At 69.6% G+C, this 25,679-nt stretch carries 22 protein-coding genes; 6 read left to right on the plus strand and 16 right to left on the minus strand.

The annotated features are described in order from the left end of the window. Positions 1-105: 105 nt before the first annotated feature. From ACWDV4_RS15700 to ACWDV4_RS15730, 7 genes are all read right to left on the minus strand, one after another. A complete protein-coding gene (locus ACWDV4_RS15700; RefSeq protein ID WP_449978936.1) occupies positions 106-1,185 on the minus strand; it encodes an amidohydrolase family protein in 1,080 nt (359 codons plus the stop codon). Between the two features lie 18 nt (positions 1,186-1,203). Then, complete coding sequence (locus ACWDV4_RS15705) at positions 1,204-1,782, minus strand: Uma2 family endonuclease (RefSeq protein ID WP_449978938.1); 579 nt, start codon at positions 1,780-1,782, stop codon at positions 1,204-1,206. A 73-nt stretch (positions 1,783-1,855) separates the two neighbouring features. Further along, a complete protein-coding gene (gene ffh, locus ACWDV4_RS15710) occupies positions 1,856-3,412 on the minus strand; it encodes a signal recognition particle protein (protein ID WP_449978941.1) in 1,557 nt (518 codons plus the stop codon). Positions 3,413-3,498: 86 nt separating this feature from the next. Continuing rightward, positions 3,499-4,092: an AAA family ATPase gene (locus ACWDV4_RS15715; RefSeq protein WP_449978943.1), complete on the minus strand. Its 594-nt coding sequence runs from the start codon at positions 4,090-4,092 to the stop codon at positions 3,499-3,501. A 151-nt stretch (positions 4,093-4,243) separates the two neighbouring features. Continuing rightward, positions 4,244-6,544, minus strand: coding sequence for a [protein-PII] uridylyltransferase (locus ACWDV4_RS15720; protein ID WP_449978945.1), 2,301 nt, complete (start codon positions 6,542-6,544; stop codon positions 4,244-4,246). Between the two features lie 5 nt (positions 6,545-6,549). Then, positions 6,550-6,888 carry a P-II family nitrogen regulator gene (locus ACWDV4_RS15725; protein WP_449979176.1) on the minus strand — a complete coding sequence of 113 codons (339 nt, stop codon included), beginning with the start codon at positions 6,886-6,888 and terminating at the stop codon, positions 6,550-6,552. A 24-nt stretch (positions 6,889-6,912) separates the two neighbouring features. Beyond that, on the minus strand, positions 6,913-8,292 hold the full coding sequence (locus ACWDV4_RS15730) for an ammonium transporter (RefSeq protein ID WP_449978947.1): 1,380 nt from the start codon (positions 8,290-8,292) through the stop codon (positions 6,913-6,915). Between the two features lie 230 nt (positions 8,293-8,522). Here ACWDV4_RS15730 and ACWDV4_RS15735 point away from each other — a divergent pair, with 230 nt between their 5' ends. Then, the gene (locus ACWDV4_RS15735) at positions 8,523-9,215 is read left to right on the plus strand and encodes a hypothetical protein (RefSeq protein WP_449978950.1); all 693 of its coding nucleotides are present in this window, start codon (positions 8,523-8,525) and stop codon (positions 9,213-9,215) included. Here the strand turns inward: ACWDV4_RS15735 and ACWDV4_RS15740 are convergent. Together ACWDV4_RS15740 and ftsY are read right to left on the minus strand one after the other, a co-directional pair. Then, positions 9,212-10,024: a phosphotransferase gene (locus ACWDV4_RS15740; RefSeq protein ID WP_184533570.1), complete on the minus strand. Its 813-nt coding sequence runs from the start codon at positions 10,022-10,024 to the stop codon at positions 9,212-9,214. The genes ACWDV4_RS15735 and ACWDV4_RS15740 overlap by 4 nt on opposite strands. A gap of 23 nt (positions 10,025-10,047) precedes the next feature. Then, positions 10,048-11,253 (minus strand): signal recognition particle-docking protein FtsY, encoded by a 1,206-nt coding sequence (gene ftsY, locus ACWDV4_RS15745; protein WP_449978953.1) that lies wholly within the window; start codon positions 11,251-11,253, stop codon positions 10,048-10,050. Between the two features lie 139 nt (positions 11,254-11,392). On the opposite strand from ftsY, the gene ACWDV4_RS15750 reads away from it, so the two are divergent. From ACWDV4_RS15750 to ACWDV4_RS15760, 3 genes are all read left to right on the plus strand, one after another. Then, positions 11,393-13,204, plus strand: a complete 1,812-nt coding sequence (locus tag ACWDV4_RS15750) for an alkaline phosphatase D family protein (RefSeq protein ID WP_449978956.1) — start codon at positions 11,393-11,395, stop codon at positions 13,202-13,204. Then, a complete protein-coding gene (locus tag ACWDV4_RS15755) occupies positions 13,194-13,625 on the plus strand; it encodes a MarR family winged helix-turn-helix transcriptional regulator (protein ID WP_449978959.1) in 432 nt (143 codons plus the stop codon). The genes ACWDV4_RS15750 and ACWDV4_RS15755 overlap by 11 nt, the downstream gene beginning before the upstream one ends. Positions 13,626-13,719: 94 nt before the next feature. Then, positions 13,720-14,250, plus strand: a complete 531-nt coding sequence (locus ACWDV4_RS15760) for a DinB family protein (protein WP_449978962.1) — start codon at positions 13,720-13,722, stop codon at positions 14,248-14,250. 94 nt (positions 14,251-14,344) lie between these two features. On the opposite strand, the gene ACWDV4_RS15765 is transcribed toward ACWDV4_RS15760, so the two are convergent. From ACWDV4_RS15765 to ACWDV4_RS15775, 3 genes are all read right to left on the minus strand, one after another. After that, positions 14,345-14,965 carry an HAD-IA family hydrolase gene (locus tag ACWDV4_RS15765; protein ID WP_449978964.1) on the minus strand — a complete coding sequence of 207 codons (621 nt, stop codon included), beginning with the start codon at positions 14,963-14,965 and terminating at the stop codon, positions 14,345-14,347. Beyond that, the gene (gene smc, locus ACWDV4_RS15770) at positions 14,965-18,546 is read right to left on the minus strand and encodes a chromosome segregation protein SMC (protein WP_449978967.1); all 3,582 of its coding nucleotides are present in this window, start codon (positions 18,544-18,546) and stop codon (positions 14,965-14,967) included. Before smc ends, ACWDV4_RS15765 begins: the two co-directional genes overlap by 1 nt. A gap of 425 nt (positions 18,547-18,971) precedes the next feature. Further along, complete coding sequence (locus ACWDV4_RS15775) at positions 18,972-19,166, minus strand: hypothetical protein (protein WP_184533582.1); 195 nt, start codon at positions 19,164-19,166, stop codon at positions 18,972-18,974. A 381-nt stretch (positions 19,167-19,547) separates the two neighbouring features. On the opposite strand from ACWDV4_RS15775, the gene ACWDV4_RS15780 reads away from it, so the two are divergent. Next, a complete protein-coding gene (locus ACWDV4_RS15780; RefSeq protein WP_449978970.1) occupies positions 19,548-20,390 on the plus strand; it encodes a CAP domain-containing protein in 843 nt (280 codons plus the stop codon). Positions 20,391-20,394: 4 nt separating this feature from the next. Here the strand turns inward: ACWDV4_RS15780 and ACWDV4_RS15785 are convergent, their stop codons facing one another. Next, a complete protein-coding gene (locus ACWDV4_RS15785; protein WP_449978973.1) occupies positions 20,395-21,270 on the minus strand; it encodes an alpha/beta fold hydrolase in 876 nt (291 codons plus the stop codon). A gap of 179 nt (positions 21,271-21,449) precedes the next feature. Here ACWDV4_RS15785 and ACWDV4_RS15790 point away from each other — a divergent pair, with 179 nt between their 5' ends. Continuing rightward, positions 21,450-22,304 (plus strand): endo alpha-1,4 polygalactosaminidase, encoded by an 855-nt coding sequence (locus ACWDV4_RS15790; protein ID WP_449978975.1) that lies wholly within the window; start codon positions 21,450-21,452, stop codon positions 22,302-22,304. 149 nt (positions 22,305-22,453) lie between these two features. Here ACWDV4_RS15790 and ACWDV4_RS15795 read toward each other — a convergent pair whose 3' ends face one another. The 3 genes from ACWDV4_RS15795 to ACWDV4_RS15805 all read right to left on the minus strand — a co-directional run bounded on the left by ACWDV4_RS15795 (position 22,454) and on the right by ACWDV4_RS15805 (position 25,554). Next, complete coding sequence (locus ACWDV4_RS15795; RefSeq protein WP_449978978.1) at positions 22,454-22,780, minus strand: DUF4333 domain-containing protein; 327 nt, start codon at positions 22,778-22,780, stop codon at positions 22,454-22,456. An 846-nt stretch (positions 22,781-23,626) separates the two neighbouring features. Continuing rightward, positions 23,627-24,547 carry a hypothetical protein gene (locus ACWDV4_RS15800; RefSeq protein ID WP_449978981.1) on the minus strand — a complete coding sequence of 307 codons (921 nt, stop codon included), beginning with the start codon at positions 24,545-24,547 and terminating at the stop codon, positions 23,627-23,629. Beyond that, entirely contained in the window at positions 24,544-25,554 is a 1,011-nt protein-coding gene (locus ACWDV4_RS15805) for a trypsin-like serine peptidase (protein ID WP_449978984.1), read from the minus strand. The genes ACWDV4_RS15800 and ACWDV4_RS15805 overlap by 4 nt, the downstream gene beginning before the upstream one ends. Positions 25,555-25,679 lie beyond the last annotated feature (125 nt).

Consider the following 25,679-nt stretch of genomic DNA (forward strand, 5'->3'; position numbering starts at 1 on the left):
TGGTCTGAGTAATCGCCCGAATCGCCGGTCTGAGTAGCTCGATCGGATCGCTGCTCTGGGCAACTGACCCGGATCTCCGGTCCGAGCACCTTGACCGGATCGCCGTCAGCGGATAACCCGGCCGCGTAGGACGATCCGGTGCGGGTCGCGTACCACCCGCAGGTCGGCTCGCGGGTCGCTGTCGTAGACCACCAGATCGGCCAGCCCACCCTCGACCAGTCCCGGGAAGCCGAGCCAGTCCCGAGCCCCCCAGGACGCGGCACGCAGCACGTCAACCGGGGACATGCCGGCCTGCTCGTGCAGCAGCAGCATCTCGCTGGCCGCCAGCCCGTGCGCGATGCCCCCGCCCGCGTCGGTGCCGAGGTAGATCGGCACCCCGGCCTCGTACGCCGAGCGCACCACCTCGGGGAAGCCGTCGCGCAGGGCGAGCATGTGGGCGGCGTACCCGGGGAATTTCTCTGCGGCCCGCTCCGCGATGGACCCGAAGGTCTGAATGTTGATCATCGTGGGCACCAGGGCGGTCCCCCGCCGGGCCATCTCGTCGATCAGGTCGAGGCTCAGGCCGGTGCCGTGCTCGACCGAGTCCACCCCGGCCCGCACCATGATGTCCACGGCCGACTCGGAGAAGGTGTGCACCGCCATCCGGGCCCCGGCGGCGTGTGCGGCCTTGACCGCAGCGGCCATCGTGTCCACGTCCCAGGCCGGCGCGAGGTCCCCGGCGTCGCGTTCGATCCAGTCCCCGACCAGCTTCACCCAGCCGTTGCCGGCCCGCGCCTGCTCGGCCACGGTGGCGGCGACCTCCGCCGCCGAGACCTCCACCCCGATGTCCCGCAGGTAGCGGCGCGGGGGCGCGACGTGCCGGCCGGCGCGAGCCAGTCGCGGCAGCTCCGGCTCGTCCTCCAATTCGGGGTACGGGTACGGCGAGCCCGCGTCGCGGATCGCCAGCACACCGGCGTCCCGGTCGAGTGTCGCCAGTCGCCGCGCCTCGTCCAGCGAACCGATCGGGGCACCCCCGGGGGCGATGCCGATGTGGCAGTGCGCGTCGACCAGGCCGGGCAGGACGAACCCGCCATCGGCGACGGTCTCCGCCCCGGGGACCGGGGTGTACGTCACCCGGTCACCCACCAGCCACAGGTCGCGTACCTCGTCGTCGGGCAGCACCACGCCACGCACATGCAGAGCCATGTGCACAGTCCTACCCGATCACGCCTCGCCGCGCTCCCGCAGCCCTGCCCTGCGGGCAGTGAGCGCCGGCAGGTCGACGGTCACCTTCCACGGCCGCTCGGTGACGAACACGTCGTCGGTGTGCACGGTGGGCTCGTATTCGCCCTTCGGGCCGAGCACCATCTCGGTGAGCGTCATCCGCTCGTGGAGCGGGTCGATCACCCAGTACGTCGGCACACCCGCGTGCGCATAGACCCGCGCCTTGTCGTACATGTCGCGGAAGGTGGACTCCGGGGAGATCACCTCGACCGCCAGAATGGCGTCCCGCACCGGCACCGGACTGCGGTTGATGTGGTCGGGCCGGATCGCGACCACGTCCGGGCGGGGCTCGTTGCGTAGGTCGATCCGCATCGACAGGTCGATGCTAACCACGTACTCCGGCGGGCAGTTGACCTCAAGCGCGAGCAGAATTCGGACACACAGGTCTTGGTGCAGGTGGGTGGGCGAGGGCACGATCAACCTTCCGTTGACCAACTCGTAAGGAAGGTCCTTCGGCAGGTCACCAAGGTCGTCGACCGTCCACTCCGGCCGTTCCGGCAGAATCGGCGCTGCGGTCATGGCCTACTCCTTCCAGGGACCCTGTCACCCTAGGCGATTAGAACATCGCTCACGGTCCACAACGCGCCGGGGATCAGCCCTTCGGCTCGTTGTCCCGCTTGCCCAGCTTGCCGAAGTCGAGCTTGGGCAGCTTGAAGCCCGGCGGCAGGCCCTGACCACCGGCCAACGCGCTCGGGTCCAGCCCTGGCGGCAACTGCGGCATCCCACCCGGGAACCCGCCGCCACCGCCCTGCACCGCCCCGCGTGAACGACCGCCGCCCTTCGTGCCCTTGCGCTTGTTCTTCGGCGACTTCGTCGCCTTACGCCGGCCACCACCCGGCAGGCCCATCATCCCGCCCATCTGCTTCATCATCTTCTGCGCATCGGCGAAGCGGTTGAGCAGCTGGTTGACGTCCATGACGGTGACCCCGGAACCGGTGGCGATCCGGGCCCGCCGAGAACCGTTGATGATCTTCGGGTTGGTCCGCTCGCCCGGGGTCATCGACCGGATGATCGCGGTGATCCGGTCGAAGTGCTTGTCGTCGACCTCGGCCAGCTGGTCCTTCACCTGCCCCATGCCGGGCATCATCGCCAGCACGTTGGCGATCGGACCCATCCGCCGGACCGCGATGAGCTGGTCGAGGAAGTCCTCCAGGGTGAACTGCTCGCCGCCCATCAGCTTGGCGGTCATCTTCTCCTTCTGATCGGCGTCGAAGGCCTGCTCGGCCTGCTCGATCAGAGTGAGTACGTCCCCCATGCCCAGAATCCGGCTGGCCATCCGGTCCGGGTGGAAGAGGTCGAAGTCCTCCAGCTTCTCGCCGGTGGAGGCGAACAGGATCGGCTGGCCGGTGACCTCCCGTACGGAGAGTGCCGCACCACCCCGGGCGTCGCCGTCGAGCTTGGAGAGCACCACACCGGTGATCCCGACCCCGTCACGGAATGCCTCGGCAGTACGGACCGCGTCCTGACCGACCATCGCGTCGATGACGAAGATGACCTCGTCGGGGTTGACGGCGGCCCGGATGGCGGCGGCCTGGGCCATCATCTCCGCGTCGATGCCCAGCCGGCCGGCGGTGTCGACGATGACGATGTCCCGGGCGGCCCGCTTGGCGTACTCGATCGACGCCTTGGCAACCTGCACCGGGTCACCGACGCCGTTGCCCGGCTCCGGGGCGTACACCTCGACCCCGGCCCGACCACCGAGCACCTGGAGCTGCCCGACGGCGTTGGGACGTTGCAGGTCGGCGGCGACCAGCAGCGGCTGGTGTCCCTGCCCCTTGAGCCAGCGGGCCAGCTTGCCGGCGAGGGTGGTCTTACCCGACCCCTGGAGACCGGCCAGCATGATCACGGTCGGCGGCTGCTTGGCGAACTGCAACCGGCGGTTCTCGCCGCCGAGGACGCCAACCAGCTCCTCGTGCACGATCTTGATGACCTGCTGGGCCGGGTTGAGTGCCTGGGAGACCTCGGCGCTGCGCGCCCGCTCCTTGATTGCGGCGATGAACCCCTTGACGACCGGCAGGGCTACGTCGGCCTCCAGCAGCGCCAGCCGGATCTCCCGGGCGGTGGCGTCGATGTCGGCGTCGGTAAGCCGTCCTTTGCCGCGAAGCTTGGTGAAGATCCCGGAAAGGCGGTCACTCAAGGTGTCAAACACGACTTAACATCCCGTTTGTCGAATTCCGGCGGACAGAGCGCGGCCGGCGCGGATAGCCGCCAGGCCATTGCAAGGGTAACCGCCCGTCAACCTCGGCGCGTGGGTGCCGGCCCCGACCCCGGGCCCGGCTCCCCCGCCAGGCCCAACCGCACGATGATCTCCCCGGCCACCTCGGCGGGCGTCCTACCGTGATTGTCGATCTCATAGGTGTCCCACTCCCGGCCGGCGACACCGGCCAACTCGGTCAGTGCCTGCACCACGTGGGAATGCCGCCAGGCCCGGGCCCCGGCCTCCACCAGGTCGCCGTCGATGCGGGACCGCAACACCGGCTCCGGCACCCGGAGCACCACCTGCCGGACCGGCACACCACGATCCCGCAACCCGTCGAAGACCTCGGCCCGGTAGTCGGAACGCAACAACGACATCGGTACGACCACCAGCCGGCCGTTCCAGGCGAGCAGCCGACCCACCCGTACCACCCAGCGTCGCCACGACGGCAGGTCCTGGAAGTCTCCGGTCGGCACCGACTGGATCCGGCGGAGCACGAAGCCGACCCGTTCCGGGTCGAACCGACGGACCCGCGGCCCGTCGGGCGGCAGGGTGGCGGACAACCGTCGGCACAACTCGGCGGCGACCGTGGTCTTCCCGGCCCCGAACGCACCGTTGATCCAGACGATCACCTCGGCACCGTAGCCGCCCGCGACGCGACGGGCGCGCAAACCCGAGGCGACGTCAGAAGCGTGAAACCGTGGTGAGCTGACCGGTTCCCCGAGCATTTGGTGTTAGGAAGGGCCCCTTCCTATGCAAAAAGCGATAACAAGGGGCCCTTCCTTACCCCGCAGCGGTGAGGACGGCGGATTCCAGGCGGGTGCGCTCGTCGTCGGTGGGCCATGTGCCGACGAGGTAGAAGGTGTCCACGACGTCGCCGCCGAGGGTGGCGATGCGAGCGGCCCGGACCAGCGTGCCCGCCTCGTCCAGCGCCGCGCACACCCGGTGCAGCAGCCCGGGGGCATCGGCGGCACGCAGCTCCAACAGCACCGCGTCGGTGGCCGCGTCCCGGTGCCACACCACTCGCGGGTCCGCCCCGGCAGCGCCGTCGGCTGGCGTACGGCGACGCAGTCGGGCGAGCACCGACACGTCGCCGGTCACCGCCCGACGGAGGTCTGCGGTGAGCGCCACAGGATCGGGCGGGCTGCCGTAGCGTGGCTGCACCCGAAACTCGACCAGTGCCCGGCCGTCGATGGTGGCCGCGTCGGCGGCGAGCACGTCGAGCCGGTGCAGGGTCAGACAGCCGGCGACCGTGGCGAGCAGGCCCTGCCGGTCGGTCGCGGCCACCGCCACCCGACCATCCCCCAGGTGTACGACCGGCAGCGCCCCGGCCACCAGCGCCGGATCGGGTACGGCCGGCGCGGGCGGTGTCCCGGTGTCCAGCGTGGTGCGTACCCGGTCGACGAGTTCGGCGACGAGTCGTCCCTTCCAGCCCGACCAGGCGGCTGGCCCGGTGGCGCGGGCGTCGGCCCGGGTCAGCGCGTACAGCAGGTCGAGGGTGTCGACATCGCCGACCGCCTCGGCCACGCTGGCGACGGTCACCGGGTCGCCGAGGTCGCGTCGGGTGGCCACCTCGGGCAGCAGCAGGTGCAGCCGGACCAGTTTCTCGACCAGCGCCACCTCGGTCGGGGGCAGACCGATCCGGGTGGCGATCTGTGCCGCGATCGGTGCGCCGACGACGCTGTGGTCACCGTCGAGCCCTTTGCCGACGTCGTGCAGCAGGGCGGTGAGCAGCAGCAGGTCGGGCCGGGCCACCTCTCGGGTGTACGCCCTGGCCTTCGTGGCGCTCTGCACCAGGTGCCAGTCGAGGGTGAACCGGTGTACCGGGTTGTGCTGCGGCAGGCTGCGCATCCGGGGCCACTCCGGCAGCCAGCCGTCGACCAGGCCGTACCGGTCGCAGGTCTCCCAGGTGGGGGGCAGGCCGGGGCCGGCACCGAGCAGGGTGACCAGCGCGGATCGGGCGGCCGGCGGCCACGGGTTCGGCAGCGGCGGGCAGTAGGCGGCCAGCCATTCGCAGGTGGCCCGGGCGATCGGCAGCCGGGTGCTGGCTGCGGCGGCGGCGACCCGCAGCGACAGGCTCGGGTCGGGGCGGGCCCCGATGGCGGTACGCGCCAACACCAGTTCCCCGTCGTGTTCGACCACGTCCCGGGCGACGGGGCGGCGTACCGGCCGACCGTCGGCGCCCCGACGTGCCCGGGACCCGGACCGCAGCCGGTCGGCGGCCCGCCACGCGTCGGTCAGGGCGTGGCTGACGGTACGGGCATCGCCGGCCACCCGACGCAGCAGCGTGTCCGGATCGTCCAGACCGAGCAGGGCCGCAACGGCAGCCCGTTCCTCGGCGATCAGCCGGTCGACCCGGCGTCCGGTGGCGATGTGCAGGGCGTCCCGGGTGTCGAGCAGTCGCCGGTGTGCGGCCCGTACGGCGGGGCGCAGGGCATCGCTGATCCTGGCGTACCCGATGGCGCGCAGCAGTCCGACGTCGCGTAACCCGCCGGCGGCCTCTTTGAGGTCGCCTTCGAGCAGGAAGGAGAGTTCGCCGTGGGCCTCCCAGCGGGCGGCGGTCACCTCGCGCAGTTCGGGCAGCCGCCGGACGGCGGTACGTCGCCACTGCTCCCCGGCGGCGGTGATCAGCCGGGTGGAGAGTTCGGGGTCGCCGGCCAGGTGTCGGGCGTCGAGCAGCCCGGTCGCGACTTTGACGTCGTCCCCGGCCACCGACAGTGCCTCTTCGATGGTGCGTACCGAGTGGTCCAGGCCGATCCGGGCGTCCCAGATCGGATACCAGAGGGCGGCAGCAAGTTCGTCGATCCCGGGCACCCCGGCATGCAGCAGCACCAAATCAAGGTCCCCATGGGGGGCGCATTCCCGCCGCCCCAGCCCACCGACCGCAACCAGTGCCACCCCGGCCCGGTCGGCGGGAAACAGCCCGGCCAACCAGCGCTCCCACACCACCGCCCGCCCGGCCCGCCCCGCCTCGCCGATCCGCCCCGCCTCGTCGTTCAGGAGGCCCGCCTCGTTGATCAAGAGATTTAGGTCATCCGGACCGGTTCCGGCTGACGCCAATCTCTTGATCAACGAGGCGGGCATGGGAATCAGAGAGCGTCGAGGCCGTGCTCGCCGGTACGGACGCGCACCACGTCCTCCACGGCGGTCACCCACACCTTGCCGTCACCGATCTTGCCGGTACGCGCCGCCGTGACGATCGCGTCGACCACCTTGTCGACGTCGATCTCGTCGGTCAGCACCTCTACCCGGATCTTGGGCAGGAACTCCACCGTGTACTCGGCACCCCGGTACACCTCGGTGTGCCCCTTCTGCCGTCCGTACCCCTGCACCTCGCTGACGGTCAGGCCGGCGACCCCGAGGGCCTGTAGCCCCTCCTTCACCCCGTCGAGCTGGTGCGGTTTGATGACCGCGGTCACCAGTTTCATGTCCAGTCCCTCCATGGATAGACGTTAACCAGCGACCTTCTCGCTGACTGGCTTGGCTGGCTCCGCTTCCTCGACTGCCGCGGCCGGCTTGCTGCTCGGCGTACCGATTCCGGCCAGGGCAAACGCGCCACCGCCACCACCACCACCGCCGGCCGGCGAAAGGTCGTAGCCGCTCTCGGCGTGCTCGGCGATGTCGATGCCGTCGACCTCGGCCTCCTCCTTGACCCGGAAACCGATGGTCTTCTCGATGGCGAAGCCCAGCGCGTAGGCGATCACGAAGGAGAGGACCGAGACGATCAGGGCACTGAGCGCCTGGGCACCCAGTTGGGTGACCCCACCGCCGTAGAACAGGCCCTCGTTCGCCACCAGCGAGCTGATCTGGCTGGTACCGAAGAGTCCGATCCACAGGCAGCCGATCCAGCCGCCGACGAAGTGCACGCCGACCACGTCGAGCGAGTCGTCGAAGCCGAGCCGGTACTTCAGTCCGACGGCCAACGCGCAGACCGCACCGGCGATCAGACCGAGCAGGACCGCGGCCCAGGGGGCGACGAAGGCGCAGGCGGGCGTGATCGCCACCAGGCCGGCGACCGCCCCGGAGGAGGCACCGACCAGGGTCGGCTTGCCGTTACGCAGCCACTCCACGACGATCCAGCCGAGGATGGCGGCGGCGGTACAGACCTGGGTGTTGAGGAAGGCGATACCGGTGATCGCGTCGACGGTCAGTTCCGAACCGGCGTTGAAGCCGAACCAGCCGAACCAGAGCAGACCGGTGCCCAGCGCCACCATCGGTACGTTGTGCGGCTTCATGCCCTCCCGGGGCCAGCCGACCCGCTTGCCGAGCACCAGAGCCAGGGCGAGCGCCGCCGCTCCGGCGTTGATGTGTACGGCGGTACCGCCGGCGAAGTCCAGCGCGCCGATATCCGCGCCGATGAAGCCACCGCCCCAGACCATGTGGGCGACCGGGAAGTAGACCAGCGTTGCCCACCCGAAGGCGAACAGCAGCCAGCCGGAGAACTTGGCCCGGTCGGAGATCGAGCCGCTGATCAGCGCAACCGTGATGATCGCGAACATCATCTGGAAGGCCATGAAGACGTAGAGCGGGATGCCGGTCTCGCCCCACAGGTCGGTCTCGGCCAGGAACGTCTTGGTGCCGAGGTACTGGCCCAGATTGCCCCAGACGCCGTTGACGTCGTCGCCGAAGGCGACGCTGAAGCCGTAGAAGAGCCAGAGGATCGAAATGAGCCCTATCGAGGAGAAGCTCATCATCATCATGTTGAGAACGCCCTTGGACCGGTTCAGGCCGCCGTAGAACAGCGCCAGACCCGGTGTCATGAGCAGCACGAGGGCGCTCGACACCAGCAACCACGCGGTGTTGCCGGTGTCGATCGTCGGTGCTTCAGGCACGCTGGCCTCCTAGAGTCGGGGGTTCCCTCCTTCCCGGCCCACCGAGGCAGCGCTGCCCGTACGCCGGTTGCGCGGAAGCTTCCTGCGCGCCTGTTTCGCCAGGGGGCACGCACCGGTTTCCAACTGGTCACAGCTTGTTTCCGACGTGTGACAACTGCAGCGGTGGTTACTCGTCGGAACCCTTTTCCTTCCTTCACGAGAGTGTCAGCGGTGGTTGCTTCAATCCGCTCGTGACCGTTCACGAGGTGATCCGTCAACTGCCCGACATTGCCACCCTTCGCGATCGCTGTCGTGCGTTGGCGATGCTGGACGCGATCCTGGAGCCTCAGGAGTGGCTACGCACATTCGCCTTCGACCGGGCCTGGGGCCGGGGCGAGGAGGTGGCCTCGATGCGGAACGGCTGTGGGGATGACTACTCCATCGTCTTCTCCCCGGCCGGGGCCTTTGCTCGCGGGTTCGCCCACGAGTCACGGATGTCGCCGTGGCGGTCCAGCCCGCTGACGGTGTGGCCCGGGCTCATCGACACCGTGCCTGAGGCGTTCCAGCCGCTCCTGCGAGCGTCCGCCTTCTGCGAGTCGGACGGGACTCCCCGGGCGACGGTGTGTTTCTGGCGGCTGGTGTCCGCTGACGCCTGGCACACCGGGGACGTGACGATGCCGAAGGACGAGGAGCAGAAGGACGAGGAGGATGCCGACGGCGCGAACGAGCTCTTCACGATGCTCATCGCCGGCACCCCGGAGGCGTACCAGCGGCATTTTGGCTCAGCAAGACCGCTGGAGCTGGACGCCATTGCGCACGTCTATGGCCTGAAGCCACTCACCGAGGAGATCGTCTCGACGCTGAACCCGGATGTGCAACTCAGCGATCTGACGGCTGACGTGCGGGAGATCGGTTACCCGACCGCTGCCCGACGGTGGGCCTAGCGCAGCGCGTACTCCAGGGTGTGCCGCTCGTAGTCGAGCAGCCGCAGGTCCCGCATCGGCCGACGTAGGTGCCCCTTGTGCACGATCCGGACGAAGGCCGGTTCACCGGCCGCCGCCATCCGCCGGATCCCCTCGATGTGGTCGACGATCCGTTTGCGGATGGTCCGGACCAGCCGGTGCCGGTCACGCGGGATCAGCCCGTACGCGTCGGCGAACATCCGCAGCCGGCGCGGCCGGTTGGGCCGCTTCCAGCCCAGCGTGTAGGAGTCCCGGTCGGAGAAGAGCGGCACCCAGGTCCAGGCGGCGTAGGCCACGTCGTAGATCCGTGACCCCGGTGAGGCCAGGTCGAAGTCGATCAGGGCGAGGGTGCCGTCCGGCCGCCAGATCACGTTGTGTGGGGCGGCGTCGTGGTGGCAGATCACCTCGGTGTCCGGGGGCGGCGGCCCGAACGAGCGCCACACCGCGTTGGGCGCCGGGGTGAAACCGTACTGCGCGTCGTGGAACATGCGCAGCATGGTCGCCACGGTGACCAGTGCCTCGTCGGTGACCCAGTGCGGGGCGAGCGGATATTCCCCGCACTCCCCCTCCAGGTACGACAGCACCTCGCGGTTGCGCTCGTCCATGCCCAGGGCGCGGGGCGAGCCGGTGAACCCGACGTACTCCAGATGGCGCAGCAGGGCGTGCACCGACGGGGTCCACGGGCCGACGTTGCGCCGGACCGTGTCGCCAACCCGTACGACGGTGCTGACGTTCCCGCCGTGCAGCGGGATCTCCTGTGCGGTCACGTACGGTCCCCCGATCGGCGACACCGGCTCACGATGATCACTCCAGGCTACGCGTCCGCGCCAAGTGGTTCGGTGCCGAGCAACGCGTCGACGAACTGTGTCGGCTCGAACGGAGCAAGATCGTCCGGCCCCTCGCCCAGTCCGACCAGCTTGACCGGAATGCCCAGCTTGCGCTGTACGGCGATCACGATGCCGCCCTTGGCGGTGCCATCCAGCTTGGTCAGCACGACACCGGTGACGTCGACCACCTCGGTGAAGACCCGGGCCTGCTCCAGGCCGTTCTGCCCGGTGGTGGCGTCGAGCACCAGCAGGGTCTCGTCGACCGGGCCGTGCTTCTCCACCACCCGCTTGACCTTGCCCAGCTCGTCCATCAGGCCGATCTTGTTCTGCAACCGGCCGGCGGTGTCGATGAGTACCGTGTCCACGCCGACGTCGATACCCCGGCGGACCGCGTCGAATGCCACGCTGGCCGGATCCGCCGCCTCCGGTCCCCGGACCACCTCGGCCCCGACTCGGCTGCCCCAGGTGGCGAGCTGGTCGGCGGCGGCGGCGCGGAAGGTGTCGGCGGCACCGAGCACCACGCTGCGCCCGTCGGCGATCAGCACCCGGGCGACCTTGCCGCAGGTGGTGGTCTTGCCAGCACCGTTGACGCCCACCACCAGCACCACAGTCGGGGCACCCTCGCGCGTGGTGGTCTTCAGCGACCGGTCCAAGCTCGGGTCGAGGGCGTTGACCAACTCGGCGGCGAGCAGCGCCCGCAGCTCGGTGGCGGTACGCGTGCCAAGCACCCGGGTCCGCTCCCGCAGCCGGTCGACAATCTCGTGGGTCGCCTCGATGCCGACATCGGCAGTGATCAGGCTGTCCTCGATCTCCTCCCACACGTCCTCATCGAGCCGGTCCCGGGAGAGCAGGCTGAGCAGCCCCTTGCCGAAGACGTTCTGCGACCGGGACAGCCGGGCCCGCAGTCGGATCAGTCGACCGGCGGTCGGTTCCGGTGTCTCCAGGACAGGTGCCGGCACCTCGACCTCGGTGGGCGGTGCCACCTCGACCTCGGGCTCGATCTCGACCGGCGGTACGACGACGTCGGTCGGGGCAGCCACCTCGGTCGGCGGCGGTTCCTCGACCACCACCGGGGGCCGGGTCTGCGCTGGCTCGGGTGGGGCCGGTCGGCGTCGGAGTCGGGGCACCATCAGGCCGATGGTGCCGAGCACCAGCACGCCCAGCAGGATCAGCGCGACGACGAGGTAGTCCATGCGGCAAATCCTGACAGATGGCGGCTCGGGCGGCCCAGCCGGCGCACCCGCCCAGCCCAGTGAACTAGCCGATACCCGCGGCTGGCGTGGCCACCGACAGGGTAGGAAGGATGAACCCCCCGCCTCTGGAGGTTCCGGCATGTCCAGCTCTCGACTACTCATCGGTCCGCTGTTGCGTCGGGTCGTGGGCACCCGAGCCACCATCTGGGTGGAGACCAGCGCCCCCGCCGTGGTCCGGGTGGAGACCCGCACCGGCGCCCGTGGTGAGGCACCCACCTTCAGCGCGTACGACCACCACTACGCCCTGGTCATGGTGGATGGGCTGGAGCCGGACAGTGCGACGCCGTACCAGGTGTACGTCGACGACGAGCTGGTCTGGCCGCAGCCGGAGGCCGACTTCCCGCCGAGCGTGATCCGGACCCGGGCCGCCGACGACACCGATCAGCCGGTGAAGCTGCTGTTCGGCTCGTGCCGGGAGACCACCCAGCACGCGACCGCTCGCCGGCTGCCCCCGGACGCGCTGGACGCGTACGCCCGGCGGCTGATGGCCGCGGACGATCCCGCCGCCGGCCTGCCCGACCTGCTGGTCCTCCTCGGCGACCAGGTCTACGCCGACGAGACCTCGCCGACGGTGCGGCACCTGCTCAAGCGGCGGCGTCGCCGCCCCCAGGGGGCCCCGGCCGATCAGGTGGTCAGTTACGACGAGTACACCAAGCTCTATCTGGAGTCGTGGCGCGACCCGGAGATCCGTTGGCTGCTCTCCACCCTGCCCAGCGTGATGATCTTCGACGACCACGAGATCATCGACGACTGGAACACCTCGGCCTCCTGGCGCTCGGACGCGCGGGACTACCCCTGGTGGCGGGAACGGATCACCGCCGGGCTGGCGTCGTACTGGGTCTATCAGCACCTCGGCAACCTCAGCCCGGACGAGGTCGCGGCCGACCCGGTATACCGCGAGGTCACCGCCGTCGAGGACGCCACCGAGATACTGACCGAGTTCGGTCGGCGGGTCGACACCGAGTCGGACGTGGCGCACGACACCGAACGTTGGCGGGCCGCGCAGTACCAGTGGAGCTACGCCCTGGACCTCGGCCGCACCCGACTGGTGGTGCTGGACAACCGGTGCAGCCGGGTCCTCGAACCGGGGCAACGGGCGATGCTGCCCCCCGGCGAATGGGCGTGGTTCACCGACCAGGCACACGGCCACTACGACCACCTGGTGGTCGGGTCGTCGCTGCCCTGGTTACTGCCGCCCGGCATCCACCACCTTGAGGCGTGGAACGAACGGCTCGCCGACTCGTCCCACCGCTGGGTGGCCTGGCTCTCCGAGCGGGTGCGGCGCGGTCTGGACCTGGAACACTGGGCCGCCTTCCATCGGTCCTTCGAGGCGCTGGCGGCACTCTTCGCCCGGATCGGAGCCGGCGATCAAGTCGGGACCGGCGATCAAGTCGGAGCGGGCAACCAAGTCGGAGCGGGACCGGCGTACGCCGCACCGGCATCGATCAGTGTGCTCTCCGGTGACGTGCACCATTCGTACGTGGCCCGAGCCCGGTTCACCGACCCGGTGCTCACCCCGGTGCACCAGTTGACCTGTTCCCCGATCCACAACCAGGTGCCCGCCGCGATGCGGCCGCTGATGCGACTGGGCTGGTGGCGTGGCCCGACCGGGGCGACCCGGGCCCTGGCCCGATCGGCTGGCCTGCGTCGGGAGACCGTACGCTGGCGCAAACTCGCCGGGCCGTACTTCGGCAACGCGGTGGGCACCCTGGTGCATCGGAACGCCGTGGCCGAGGTGCTCATCGAGGGCACCGACAAGGACGGCCGGCTGCGTACCATCGCCCAGCGGGTGCTGACCGACGCACCGGATCCGACGGCGGACCGAGGCCACCTGCACGGGAACGAGGCGACCGGTGAACTGCCCGTGAAGGAGACGGCCGGTGGACGATGACAGCCTCTCGGCAGTGGAGCACGAGTTGGCCGTCCTGCTTCGCCGGGGGCGGGCCACCTCCGGGGAGATCGCCCGGGAGGTCCATCCGGAGCTGGAGCCGACCGCGTACGGGCTGCTGGTCTGGCTTCGTCGCTGCGGACCGGCCCGGCTCACCGACCTGGCCACCGAGATGCGCATGAGCAAGGGCAACCTGAGCCGACAGATCTCCGCCCTGGAAACGATGGGGCTACTCCAACGGCAGGCCGATCCGGTGGACGGTCGGGCCTTCCGGCTGGACCTGACCGACGAGGGACACCGCCGGTTCAACAACGCCCGCAAGGCCCGTACCGCACAGTTGCAGCAGATCCTGCGGGAATGGTCGCCGGGCGATCGGGCCGAGTTCGCCCGACTGCTGCACCAGTTCAACGACGACGCCCGATAGCGCACTGTCAACCAATCAGCACCAAGGCAGCAGCATGACGCGACCGCCGAATAATCCCGCCGCCCCGGATGATCTTCCCTGCCATGATGGCCCGATGACATGGACCGCCCCTGAAGTGAACCGGGCAACCGAGCCCTATCTCGGTGACGAGCGCACCATGCTGGAGGGTTGGCTGGAATTCCACCGGCAGACCCTGCTGCTCAAGTGCGCCGGTCTCACCGCCGAACAACTCAAGATCGCCAGCGTCGAGCCGTCGGGGATGACCCTGCTCGGCCTGGTCCGCCACCTGGCCGAGGTCGAACGGTGGTGGTTCCGCCGCTGCTTCGCCGGCCAACAACTCGACGACCTCTACTGCTCGCCGACCAACGTCGATGGCGACTTCGACGATGTGGCCGAGGCCGACGCCGAGGCCGACTTCGCCGCTTTCCACGCCGAGCTCGACGCGTGCCGGGCGGCGGTCGTGGGCCGCGGACTGGACGAGACGCTCCTGCGGCGACGCCCCGACGGCACCAGCAACGAGATGAGCCTGCGCTGGGTCTACATCCACATGATCGAGGAGTACGCGCGGCACAACGGCCACGCCGACCTGATCCGGGAACGCATCGACGGCGTCACCGGCGACTGACCGGTCAACACTGCTGACCGGCCAGCCCGCCAAGCACGGCCGACCGGGCGGTACGTCACACGACGACTAACCGGTCAGCCGGCCGGCAACACCCTCAGGCGGCCAATGCGGCCCGCAGGTACGACAGGCCCTGCGGGCCACTCCACCGGTACGCGGACAGCCCGGCAACCCGGGCACCCCGTACCGCCCGATCGTCGTCGTCGACGAAGAGCACCCGCTGCGGCGGGGTTTCCACGGCCAGGCACGCCTGCTGGAAGTAGTCCTTGGTCGGCTTGTGCACGCCGAGTACCGAGGAGTTGACCACCACGTCGACCTCGTCGACCAGGTCGAGTGCGACCAGGTCGGCATCGAGGGCGTCGGTGGCGTTGGTGGCCAGCCCGACCCGGACGCCGTTGGCGCGTACCGCCCGGACGAAGGCCAGCACCTCGGCGTCCACCGCGCCCCGGTCGATCTCGCACTCGTCCACCAGCGCGCGGGCCCGGTCGGCTCCACCGACCGTCTCGGTCAGGGCGTCGGCCACACTGGCCATCCAGTCCGCGTGGCGCACCTGGCCGCTGACCGCCGGTTGCAGCAGCGACCATCGCATGGCGGTGTCGAGGACCGTTCCGGGGGTCAGGCCATACTTCCGCTCAACCACGGCACGGACCTCCGGGTCCCATTGCCGCAGCACCCCGTCCAGGTCGATGAGCAGCGCCGTCGGGCGTTGCCGGGCCATCAGTCCTCCTCCTCGCGGGACAGCCGCTGGCTGATCACCTCGGTGACGCCGCTGCGCATGGTCACGCCATACAACGCGTCCGCCACCTCCATCGTGCGTTTCTGGTGAGTGATGATGATCAGCTGGCTCTTTTCGCGCAACTGGGCGAAGAGCGTGATCAGCCGGCCGAGGTTGACGTCGTCGAGCGCCGCCTCCACCTCGTCCATGATGTAGAACGGGCTGGGCCGGGCTCGGAAGATCGCCACCAGCATCGCCACCGCGGTCAGCGACCGCTCGCCGCCGGAGAGCAGCGACAGCCGTCTGATCTTCTTGCCCGGCGGTCGGGCCTCCACCTCGATCCCGGTAGTGAGCAGGTTCTCCGGGTCGGTCAGCACCAACCGGCCCTCGCCACCGGGGAAGAGCACGGTGAAGACCTGCTCGAACTCCCGGGCGGTGTCGGCGAACGCGCTGGCGAAGACCTCCAGGATCCGGTCATCCACGTCCCTGACCACGGTGAGCAGGTCACGCCGGGTAGCCTTCAGGTCTTCGAGTTGCTCGGAGAGGAACTTGTAGCGCTCCTCCAGCGCGGCGAACTCCTCCAGCGCCAGCGGGTTCACCTTGCCCAGCAGGGCCAGTTCCCGTTCCGCCTTGGCGGCCCGCTTCTCCTGCACCGGGCGCTCGAACGGCACCGGCTTCGGCACCGGTACGCCATCCCGCTCGGCGGCGGCGATGTCCGCCTCCGTCGGCGGCACGAGCTGCTGTGGGCCGTACTCGGTGAGCAGTGTCTCCACGTCCAGGGCGAAGTCCTCGGCGGCCTTGACCTCCAGCTGCTCGATGCGCATCCGCTGCTCGGCGCGGGCCACCTCGTCCCGGTGTACGGCGCTGGTCAGCCGGTCCAGTTCCGCACCGAGCCGCTTGGCCGCGCCGCGTACCTCCTGCAACTCGGCCTCGCGGGCAGCCCGGGCCTGCGCCACCTCGTCGCGTACCTGCTCGGCGGTGGCGAGTGAGACCACCAGCCGGGTCAGCGCCTCCCGGGCCCCGGTCTCGACGGCGCGGGCGATGTTCGCCCCCCGGGCCCGGGCGGCCCGGCGGGCAGCGGCTCGTTCCCGGGCGGCCCGCTCGGCGTTGGCCTGCCGCAGCAGCGAGTCGGCCCGGCCGGCGATGGCGGCGACCCGCTCCTCGGCGGTGCGGACCGCGAGCCGGACCTCCATCTCGTTCTGCCGAGCCGCCGGCAGGTAGGCGGCCAGTTCGTCGCGCTCGGCGGTGGAGGGTTCCTCGTCGATCGGGGTCGCCTCGGCCAGCCGCAGCCGCTCCTCCAGCTCGGCCAGGCCGGCCAGGTCCCGGTCGCGGGCGGCTTCGGCGCGGGCCTGGGACTCGGCGAGCCGATCGGTCTCGCCCTTCGCCGACCGGGCGGCGGCGCCCAGTTCGGCCAGCCGGCGGGCAGCGGCGTTGCGCTGCCCCTCGGCCTCCCGTTTCACCGCCGCCGCGGCGCTGACCTCCTCCTTGCGAGCGGTCACCTCGGCGCGCGCCTCGGCGAGCTGTTCGCGCAGCTCGGCGATGGTCTCCTCGGCGGCGATCCGGTTGGTCCGGGCCTCCTCGACCGCCGCCTGTACCTCGATGAAGCTGGGTGCCTTGGCCGAGCCGCCGGCCGCCGCGTAGGCCCCGACCACGTCCCCGTCAGGGGTCACCGCGCGCAGTTCCTGGTTGTCGGCGACCAGCCGGGTCGCCGCTTCAAGATCCTTGACGAGTACGACGTCCCGCAGTGCCCGGTGCACCGCCGGACGGATCTCGTCGGGGCAGCCGACCAGGTCCGGTGCCCATCGCGCGCCGTCTGGCAGGGCGGGTCGCAGGCTGTCGGCGGATCCTTCCATGCCCGGTCCGGCTGGGCCGCCGACCAACAGGCTGGCCCGACCCGCGTCCTGGATCTTCAGCAGCCGCATCGCCTCGGCTGCTTCGTCGATGCCGCTGACCGCGACCGCGTCCGCCAGGGTCCCGAGCGCAGCGGCCAGCGCCGCCTCGTGGCCGGGGGCGACGGTGAGCAGCCCGGCCAGGCCGCCGAGCAGGCCGGGCACCTGGTCCGCCCGGGCCAGCAGGGCACCCGCGCCGTCCTTGCGGCGCAGCCCCATGGCCAGGGCGTCCTCCCGGGCCTTCCACGTCGCGGCATCCTTCTCCGCCGTGCGCTCGGCATCGGACAACGCCCGTACGGTCGCCGAGGCGGCCTCGTGCGCGGCGACCGCCTCGGCGTGCCGGGCGTCGAGGTCGGCGTTGTCCCGGTCGGCCTCGCTGGACTGTTCGGCGACCGCGTCCACCTCCGCCTGGGCCTTCTCGGCTCGGGCCAGGGCGTCGGCGTGCGCGGCCGCCAGCCGGGAGATCTCCTCGGCCGCCGAGCCGGTACGGGCCCGCGCCGAGTTGACCTGACCGGTCAGTTTCGCCAGCCCTTCCCGACGGTCGGCGATCGCCTTCGCGGCGGTGACGAGGGCCCGTTCGGCCTCGGCGAGCTGCCGTTCGAGCTGCTGACGGCCCTCCACCGCCTCGGCCAGGCGTACCTGGTCGTCGGTGAGCGCCTCCCGCAGTTCCTCCTCCTGTTCCCGGATCTGCTCGGCCTCGGCCGCCAGTTGCTCGGGGTCCCGCCCGGGGCGTTCGTCGTCCGGCGTGGCGCTCAGGTGACGCAGCCGTTCCCGGGCAAGCTGCTCGGTGGAGCGGAACCGTTCCTGGAGTGCGGAGAGCTTGTACCAGGTGTCCTGGGCCGAGGCCAGCAGCGGCGCGTCCTCGGCGAGCGCGGCCTCCAGTTCGGCCAACCGGTGCTGCACCTCGGTGTGCTCCTGCTCGACGATCGTCCGTCGCTCCCGCAGCGCGGTCTCGTCGGCGATCTCCTTGTCGAGGGTGGAACGCAGGGTGTGCAGGTCGTCGGCGAGCAGCCGCAGCCGGGCGTCGCGCAGGTTGGCCTGGATCACGGCGGCCCGCCGGGCCACCTCCGCCTGCCGGCCCAGCGGTTTGAGCTGGCGGCGCAGTTCCGCGGTCAGGTCGGTCAACCGGTTCAGGTTGGTCTGCATCGCGTCGAGCTTGCGCAGCGCCTTTTCCTTGCGCTTGCGATGCTTGAGTACGCCGGCAGCCTCTTCTACGAACGCCCGACGGTCCTCCGGTTTGGCGTGCAGTACGGCGTCGAGCTGTCCCTGGCCGACGATGACGTGCATCTCCCGGCCGATGCCGGAGTCGGAAAGCAGTTCCTGGATGTCCAACAATCGGCAGGTGTTGCCATTGATCTCGTATTCGCTCTCACCGGAGCGGAACATTCGCCGGGTGATCGACACCTCGGTGTAGTCGATCGGCAGCGCGCCGTCGGTGTTGTCGATGGTGAGGGTCACCTCGGCCCGGCCGAGCGGTGCCCGACCGGCGGTGCCGGCGAAGATGACGTCCTCCATCTTGCCGCCCCGCAGGGCTTTGGCACTGTGCTCGCCGAGCACCCAGGCGATGGCGTCGACGACGTTCGACTTGCCGGAGCCGTTGGGGCCCACCACACAGGTGATGCCCGGCTCCAGCTTCAGGGTCGTCGCGGAGGCGAAGGACTTGAAGCCCCGCACCGTCAGGGTCTTGAGATGCACGTTCCCGATCCTCGTCCGACGTGACCGCCGGCGGCGTCGGCAGCCAGTTGCGGGGCCGGACGCGGGCGGGCAGGTGCCCCAACCAGTGGTCCAACCGCAGGGTAGCCCCGGTCCCGCCGTTGCCAGGCGGCGGCACGCGCGACCAGCGTATCCGATGATCTGTTCTGTTCCGATCACCGTCGGTGCTCGGATCGGATTGGCCCGAACGGAGCCCGCTACGGGCCGGGAACGGACCCGCTACGGGCCGGGAACGGACCCGATGCGGACCGGGAACGGACCCGATGCGGAGCGGCCCGGACGCGCCGGGCAAGAATGGCACCCTGGACACAAAACTGCGCGCCGCCACAGGCTCTGTGTCGGCGCGCGATTCGTTTGGCGCGATCAGATGTTCAGGTGTGTGCGTCGCTCCACCGATGCACTGAAGATCAGGTCAGGGCGGGCTCGGCGAGACGTAGCAGGTCGTCCGCCTCAGCCGCCGCAGCCGCAAGCCGATCATTCTCGGCACGCAACCGGGTGATCTCGAACTCCAGTGCCTGAACCCTGGCACGCAGTCGGGTGACCTCGTCGAGCATGCGCCGATCGGGCGCCGCGCCAACGTGGCCGTAGAGGGCCTTCGCCATATTGTCTCCTTGTAATGCGCTGCCGGAAAGGCCGGCCAACGCGCGCCCACTCGTTCGCGACTATCTTCCCGCAGGCAAACGCGGGCATGACTGGGCGCGACTGGCGACCCTTACATATTGGAGTTGCCCCCGCCCCAAGTCAAGTTAAGCGGGGCGCAGGTCACTCTTGCGGCAACCACTACACCCATTCAGAGAGCCGTCGCACGGCACAAACAAAGATCATTGTTTCGGACACCGAACCGGGTAAGCCGGCAAACCTCGCAGACATCAACGATGATCTTCGCAGCCTTCCTTAGGTCTTTCTTAGCCACGTTGCCGCAGGCCGGCCGCCCCACGTAGCGTCACAGCGGCCCACGAAGACGAGCCAACGGAGGCAACGGCGTGTACGACAGGACCGACGGATTCGACCACACCGACGAGGCTGACTGGCCTTCTACGGATCCGCACGTCCTACCATCGTCCAGCCGTGGACGGCACCGCACCCCGCGACGGTTCCCCCGCCGACTGGCCTTGGCCGCCGGTGGTACGGCGCTGGTGGGCCTCGTCGGTCTCGGCGCGACCCAGCTGCCGGCGAACTTCGCCGGCACCTCCACGTCCTCCGCCCCTGCCGACAGTGCGACGCTGCCCGGCGGGACGGGCGGGTCTGAAACCACCATCGACGCCGACCTCGTCTCGCCGACCGCCGCCACCCCCTCCGGCAGTTCGGCAGCGTCCCCGGCACCGCCCACCGGCTCCCCTACGAGCGCCGCCCCCAGCGCCTCACCCAGCCGCAAGGCGACACCGGCCACCACCGCCCCGAAGCAGACCCCCAGCCGGACCCCGGCCCAGGTCTCCGCCGGGGACAGCCGGGAAGAACAGGTGCTCGCGATCGTCAACCAGGAGCGCAGCGCCAACGGGTGCGGTGCCGTCAAGATCAACGCGAAACTGGCCACCTCGGCCCGCCAGCACAGCGCCGACCAGGCCGCCAACGACAAGATGTCGCACACCGGCAGTGACGGCAGCTCCTTCGTACAGCGGGCGCAGCGGGCCGGTTACCAGAACGCGATCGGCGAGAACGTCGCCGCCGGCTACCGGACCCCGACTGCGGTCATGGAGGGCTGGATGAACAGCTCCGGTCACCGGGCCAACATCCTCAACTGCCAGGCCAAGGCGATCGGCATCGGTGTCGTCGCCGCTGCCGACGGCACCCTCTACTGGACCCAGGTCTTCGGCTCGGTCGCCTAGCCAGCTAGCTGGTGGCCAGGACCTCACGAAGCCTCGCGGCAAACTCCTCGGGCTTGCCCGCGTAACCCGACTCGCCACCGACGAAGCCGCCGTGATGGCTCGGGAACACCGCCGCCTGCTGGCCGAGCTGTGCCGCGGTGCCGTGCGCGGTACGCGCCGTGTACGTCCCCGCCGTCTCCTCGCCGACCGCGATCACAATCCGGGTCGGTGCTGCGGTGAGCGCCCTCACGTCGGGACGGTAGTCGGTGATTGCCCAGGAAGCCTTCGACAACAGCGGGTCGTCGCGGGTGCCGTCGTCGTCGGTCGGCATGCCGAACATCGCTGGGTCGGGCGCGGGCTGGGCGAAGTAGGCGTCGGTGAACTCGCCCTGCCAGGACGTCATTGCGACGAACGCGGCCATCCCCGCGCCAAAGCCGTTCGCCTGGTACGCCTCGTGGAAGGCGGCCCGGGCACGCTCGGCGGCTACGACATCGGGAAGCACCGCATTGATCGGGGGCTCGTGCGCCACCAGCGTGACAACGTCGGCAGGATGGGACGCGACCAGTTCGAGCGCCGTCACCGCGCCACCACTACTCGCGAAGACCTCGACCGGACCGGCATCGAGTGCCTCGATCAGCAGGTGCAGATCAGCTGCCTGCTGCTGCGGCGTGTGGTCTGACCGGCCGTCGGTACGAACGCTGCGGCCCAAGCCGCGCGGGTCGTAGGTGACAACCGTACGGTCCGTGAAGTTGTCGGCGAGAGCGGTAAAACCCTCCGCCGTCATCGGCTGACCGACCATGAGTAGCGCCGGCTGACCGCCAACCGGCGGAAGCGGCCCACGCACGTCGTAGGTCAGCTCGGCCCCGGGTACGGCAAGCTGGTAAGTCTGGATCATCGTCATGGCAGTGACCGTAATGCCTGGCTCTGACATCGACGATCAGCTGCTCCTGATCCGGGCCGGGGCCGGGGCGATCCGCACTAGGAGCAGCCAGACCAGTGCGAGGCTCCCCGTGCCGCCACCGGCCGCCGGATCGTTGTCCGGGCGAGGGGGTGTGCCCGTGCGGGGCGCAACGCACTGAGATGCCGGGCAGAAGCCTCGGCCACCGGAACGGCCCGAGGACCACGACCGTCGGGCTGGTCGTACTGGCCCTGCTAGCCCTGCTCGGGGCGCTCGCCGGGTGCCGGATCCCTGGCGATCGCCCACCCGCGACCCCGTGGCCGCACGGTCCCGTTTCGAACTGGCAGTGGCAGCTCAGCGGTGAACTCGACCCGGAGGCAGCGGCTCGGATCTTCGTTCTCGACCCGTTCACCACCCCGGCCGAGGACGTACGCCGGTTGGTAGCTCGCGACCGACGGCTCGTCTGCTACGTCGAGGTCGGGACGTACTACCCGGATCGACCGGACGCCGCCCGCTTCCCCGCCCAGATCCTCGGAGCGACCACCGGTCTCCCTCGTACGGGCGGCAGCCGGGACGGGGGACGCTGGCTGGATATCCGCCAGTGGGCGGTGATCGAGCCGATCCTGGCCGACCGGTTCCGACTGTGCCGGGGCAAGGGGTTCGAGGCGGTCATGCCGGCCGACATGGACGGGTACGCCCAGCGGTCCGGCTTTCCGCTCACCTTCGACGACCAACTCGTCTTCAACCGCCGACTGGCCGGACTGATCCGCTCCCTACACCTCTCCCCCGGGCTTACCAACGACGTCGACCAGGTCATGGCGTTGCAGCCCGAGTTCGACTTCGCGGTCAACGAAGGGTGCTTCCGTAACCGCGAATGCGCTCGACTCCTGCCGTTCGTCGAGGCCGGCAAACCGGTCCTCCACGTCGAGTACGACCAGCCGCCCGCAGCCTTTTGTGTGGAGACGATCGGCTACGGGTTCGTATCCATGCGCAAGAACCGCACGCTGGATGCCTGGCGCGATCCCTGTCCTGACTGATCAGTCAGGCCCTTACCCAATCGGTGAGCCGGACCGGCTCGACGGCATCTCGATCGCCCCTGCCCTGCCCTGCCCTGCCCTCAGATCTTGGTGAAAAATGGCCCATCGAGGGGCAATATCTCACCAAGATCTGCCGAGGCAGAGATCGACTAGTGCGGCTGGCCCACCTCGTACTCGCCGTTCTGCTCGTTGAGGACTTTGATCGTCACCCGCTTCTCCGCACCCTTGACCTTTGCGGTGCAGGTGAAGGTGGCATCCTTCACGATCTTCTGACCCGAGGGACACCGCACGTCGGCAACGTCGCCTTCACCGAAGTCCTTGGCAATCACCCCGGCAATGCCTCGTTCCATCGCCTTACTGTCGAAGACCGGCGTGCTGAACAGACGTACGAGCACCACTGCAGCGACAATCACGACCGCCACCGCGCCGGTGGTGATCAGCAGGATCTTGCCGGTCTTCCGCCGAGGCTTGTCCATCGGTGCTCCGACCGTCGGGGCACCGACCGGTGGTGGGGTGGCCCACTGGGCTGCTCCGGTGGCCTGTCCTGGCCCGGCCCCGACCCGGGGTGGGGCGGGAGCGGCGTACGGGGCGGGCTGCTGCCCACCGGGCGGTCGCTGTCCCTGGACGGGCTGCTGCGGGATCCCTGGGGCAGTCGGTAGCGAGGGCGGCGGAGGCGGCAGTGGAGTCGGCCGACCCGCCGGCGGTGGGGGCGGCGGAGGCAACAAAGTCGGCTGAGCTGCCGGCGGTGGGGGCGGCGGTGGAGTCAGCCGAGCAGTTGACGGGGGAACCGGCGGGGCCGGCGGGTTTCCGTACCGCTGATCTGGCATGCCCGGCGGTGGTTGCCAACCGGCCGGCGGCCCTGGATGTCCGGGCCCTGGATGTCCGGGCATTGGCGGCGGCCCCGGGCTCGATGTCGGCTGCGGACCGGCCTGGCCCGGCCACGGCTGCCCCGGCCGGGGCGGTCCAGCCTGGTACGGGCCAGGCTGATGCGGGCCAGGCTGATGCGGGCCAGGGCCAGGGCCAGGGCCAGGCGGCTGCTGGTGGGGATGCTGTTGCCAACCAGCCGGCGGCTGTGCCGGCCACGGCTGACCAGGCATGCCTTGCGGCTGACCAGGCTGGGGCAGACCAGGCTGGGGCGGACCAGGCTGGGGCGGACCAGGCTGAGGCTGACCCGGCTGAGGCTTGTGCTGCTGCTGACCTGACGCGGGCCAACCAGGCGGGGGTGGTAAGGGTGGCTGCTGCCCGGGCTGCGGCGGTACGGGTGGGTGAGGGCCCTGGCCAGGTGGCTGGGTCACGAAGGTGCTCCTGTCCTACGTGGACAACTACGCGATCTTGTTCTTGATGTCACCGAGTTTGTCGTAGAACTCACGCCGAGCTTTATCGTCCAAGTGGGTGACGTCGAAACCCGACGGCAGCGGCGGGAAGTCGGCAGCGGTCGCGGTACCGGTGATGTCGTAGCCGATCTGGACCTCAAGGGGCGACGGCCCACCCTCCACCACCCCGTTTACCTCAAACATGTCCAGACTGCCATCGGGGTCGAACTTGATCCGCACCGGCAGCATCTGCGTCATCATGTTGTCGGTCATCTTTGCGCGGAGTGCGTCCGGAAAGACCAAGACCCGCGCCTCCAGGAACGCTTTCAGGGTCACGCCGGTAAGTAACTCGACCCGTCCATCCGGGTGCTTGGTGTACTTCCGCAGCAACCCGTTGGGGTTCTCCTTCTGCGTCAGCTCGATCGCCGACAGCATCTTGCAGCCGGTCATGACCCCAGCCATGATGCAGATGTAGTAGCCGTCAGCCGGAAAGCTGGTCTTGTGGGAAACCCAGGGTGTGGGAGCGAGACTGCGATACATGCTGCCGAGCAGCAGCAGATCCTTGTCACTCCCCGCCGGATGATAGGTGTCGATATTGTCACCCTCGAGCCCGGACCGCGACTTGGCCAACATGGCCGGCGGCGCACCGAGCACGTAGGTGTCCATCTCGGACTTGGCCTTCTTCCCCTCGAAACTGGCGAACGAGAAGACCGTGCCCTTGATGTTCGTCGCCTCACGAAAGTATTTGACCAGCCCTTGCAGCGACTCGGTGAACTTGGCGCCCTGGTACTCCCGGGCCTGCTCCTGGCTGGGCAGCGCCAGCCCGTCCTCGGTCACGCCACAACCCACCAGCAGCGCACACCCCAGTAGCGCCCCCAGGATTCGACTCGCGCGGGTGATACGGAGCCGAGGGTGGAGCGAAACTGTCATTTCTTGTCCACCTGGAGATAGAGGTCATATGCCGTCTTACCCATTGGGGATCCGTAGAGTCGCTGGCCATTGCCGACGGAACTGGTCGACACCACGTAGCCCGCCCCCTTCACCGGATCGAACCGGGTCAGCCAGGGCCCGCCGGAACATCCCGGGGTCATGACGCAGGTCAGTCCGTAGTCTCCGTAGACCCTCGAATCCGTACGCGTGCTGGGCGTGGAGCAGTAGCGCATCTTGGTGCCGTCGAACGGTGGCGCGGTCGGATATCCCAGCACCATCAGGCCTTCCGGTGCCTCACCGAAGGCGATGCCCTGCGCCCCCAGCGTCTGCTGGATGGTCTTGCCGCCCTGGGGTCGCATCTTCAGGAACGCGGTGTCGAACTGCCAGCCGGATCCCCGAGTGCCCTTGTCGCTGGAAAAGGCATTTTTCAGGAACTGCTGGGTGACATGCCCACTCGCGGCGGTCCACCGGCCGAACGGTGCCCGACCTGCTTCGTCACCGGGTACGAAAAGCACGTTCCGGGCCCACTGCCGCTTCGATCCCGTGTCGAACAGGCAGTGCGCCGCCGTCGCCACCACGCTGCCCGACGTCGAGTTGACCACCGAAGCGCTACAGACGTAGTTCCGGCCATCGAAGGTAAAGTAGAGCCGCCCTACGGTCCGCCGGCTCAACCCCGCCATCGACCAGGGGTTGCCGGCGCTGCTTGTGCCGTTCGCAGTTGGCGACACCGTGCCCAGCGGACCGATGGAGGGGTGGACAACCACCGAGATCGGCGGTTCGGCGGCGCCGCCGTTCGAGTCCCCATCCGGGCCGGGCAGGTTTGGCGGTTTGGCGTCCTTGACCCGGTCACTGGTCCAATAGTCATTGACCGACTGCGGGGAGTCCGCGAAGTCGGTCCGCATGTCGACCCCACGAACACCCGCCAGTTCGTCCTCAAGGTTCGGCGTGTAGGCCCCCGCTCGGGGAATCCCGGCCTGGGTCGGCGCGCAGGCTGTCGCCAGCACCATGCAGAGGACGCCGCCCAGACTCAGGACAGCCTTTCGAGTCCACCGACGCACGCTGTTCCTGCCTCCCCGCTCCCGAGAATCGCATTGTCGCTGCCACCGCTGCCGCAGTGAATGCACAAGGGACG

This window comes from Micromonospora sp. NPDC003197, from assembly GCF_053590565.1.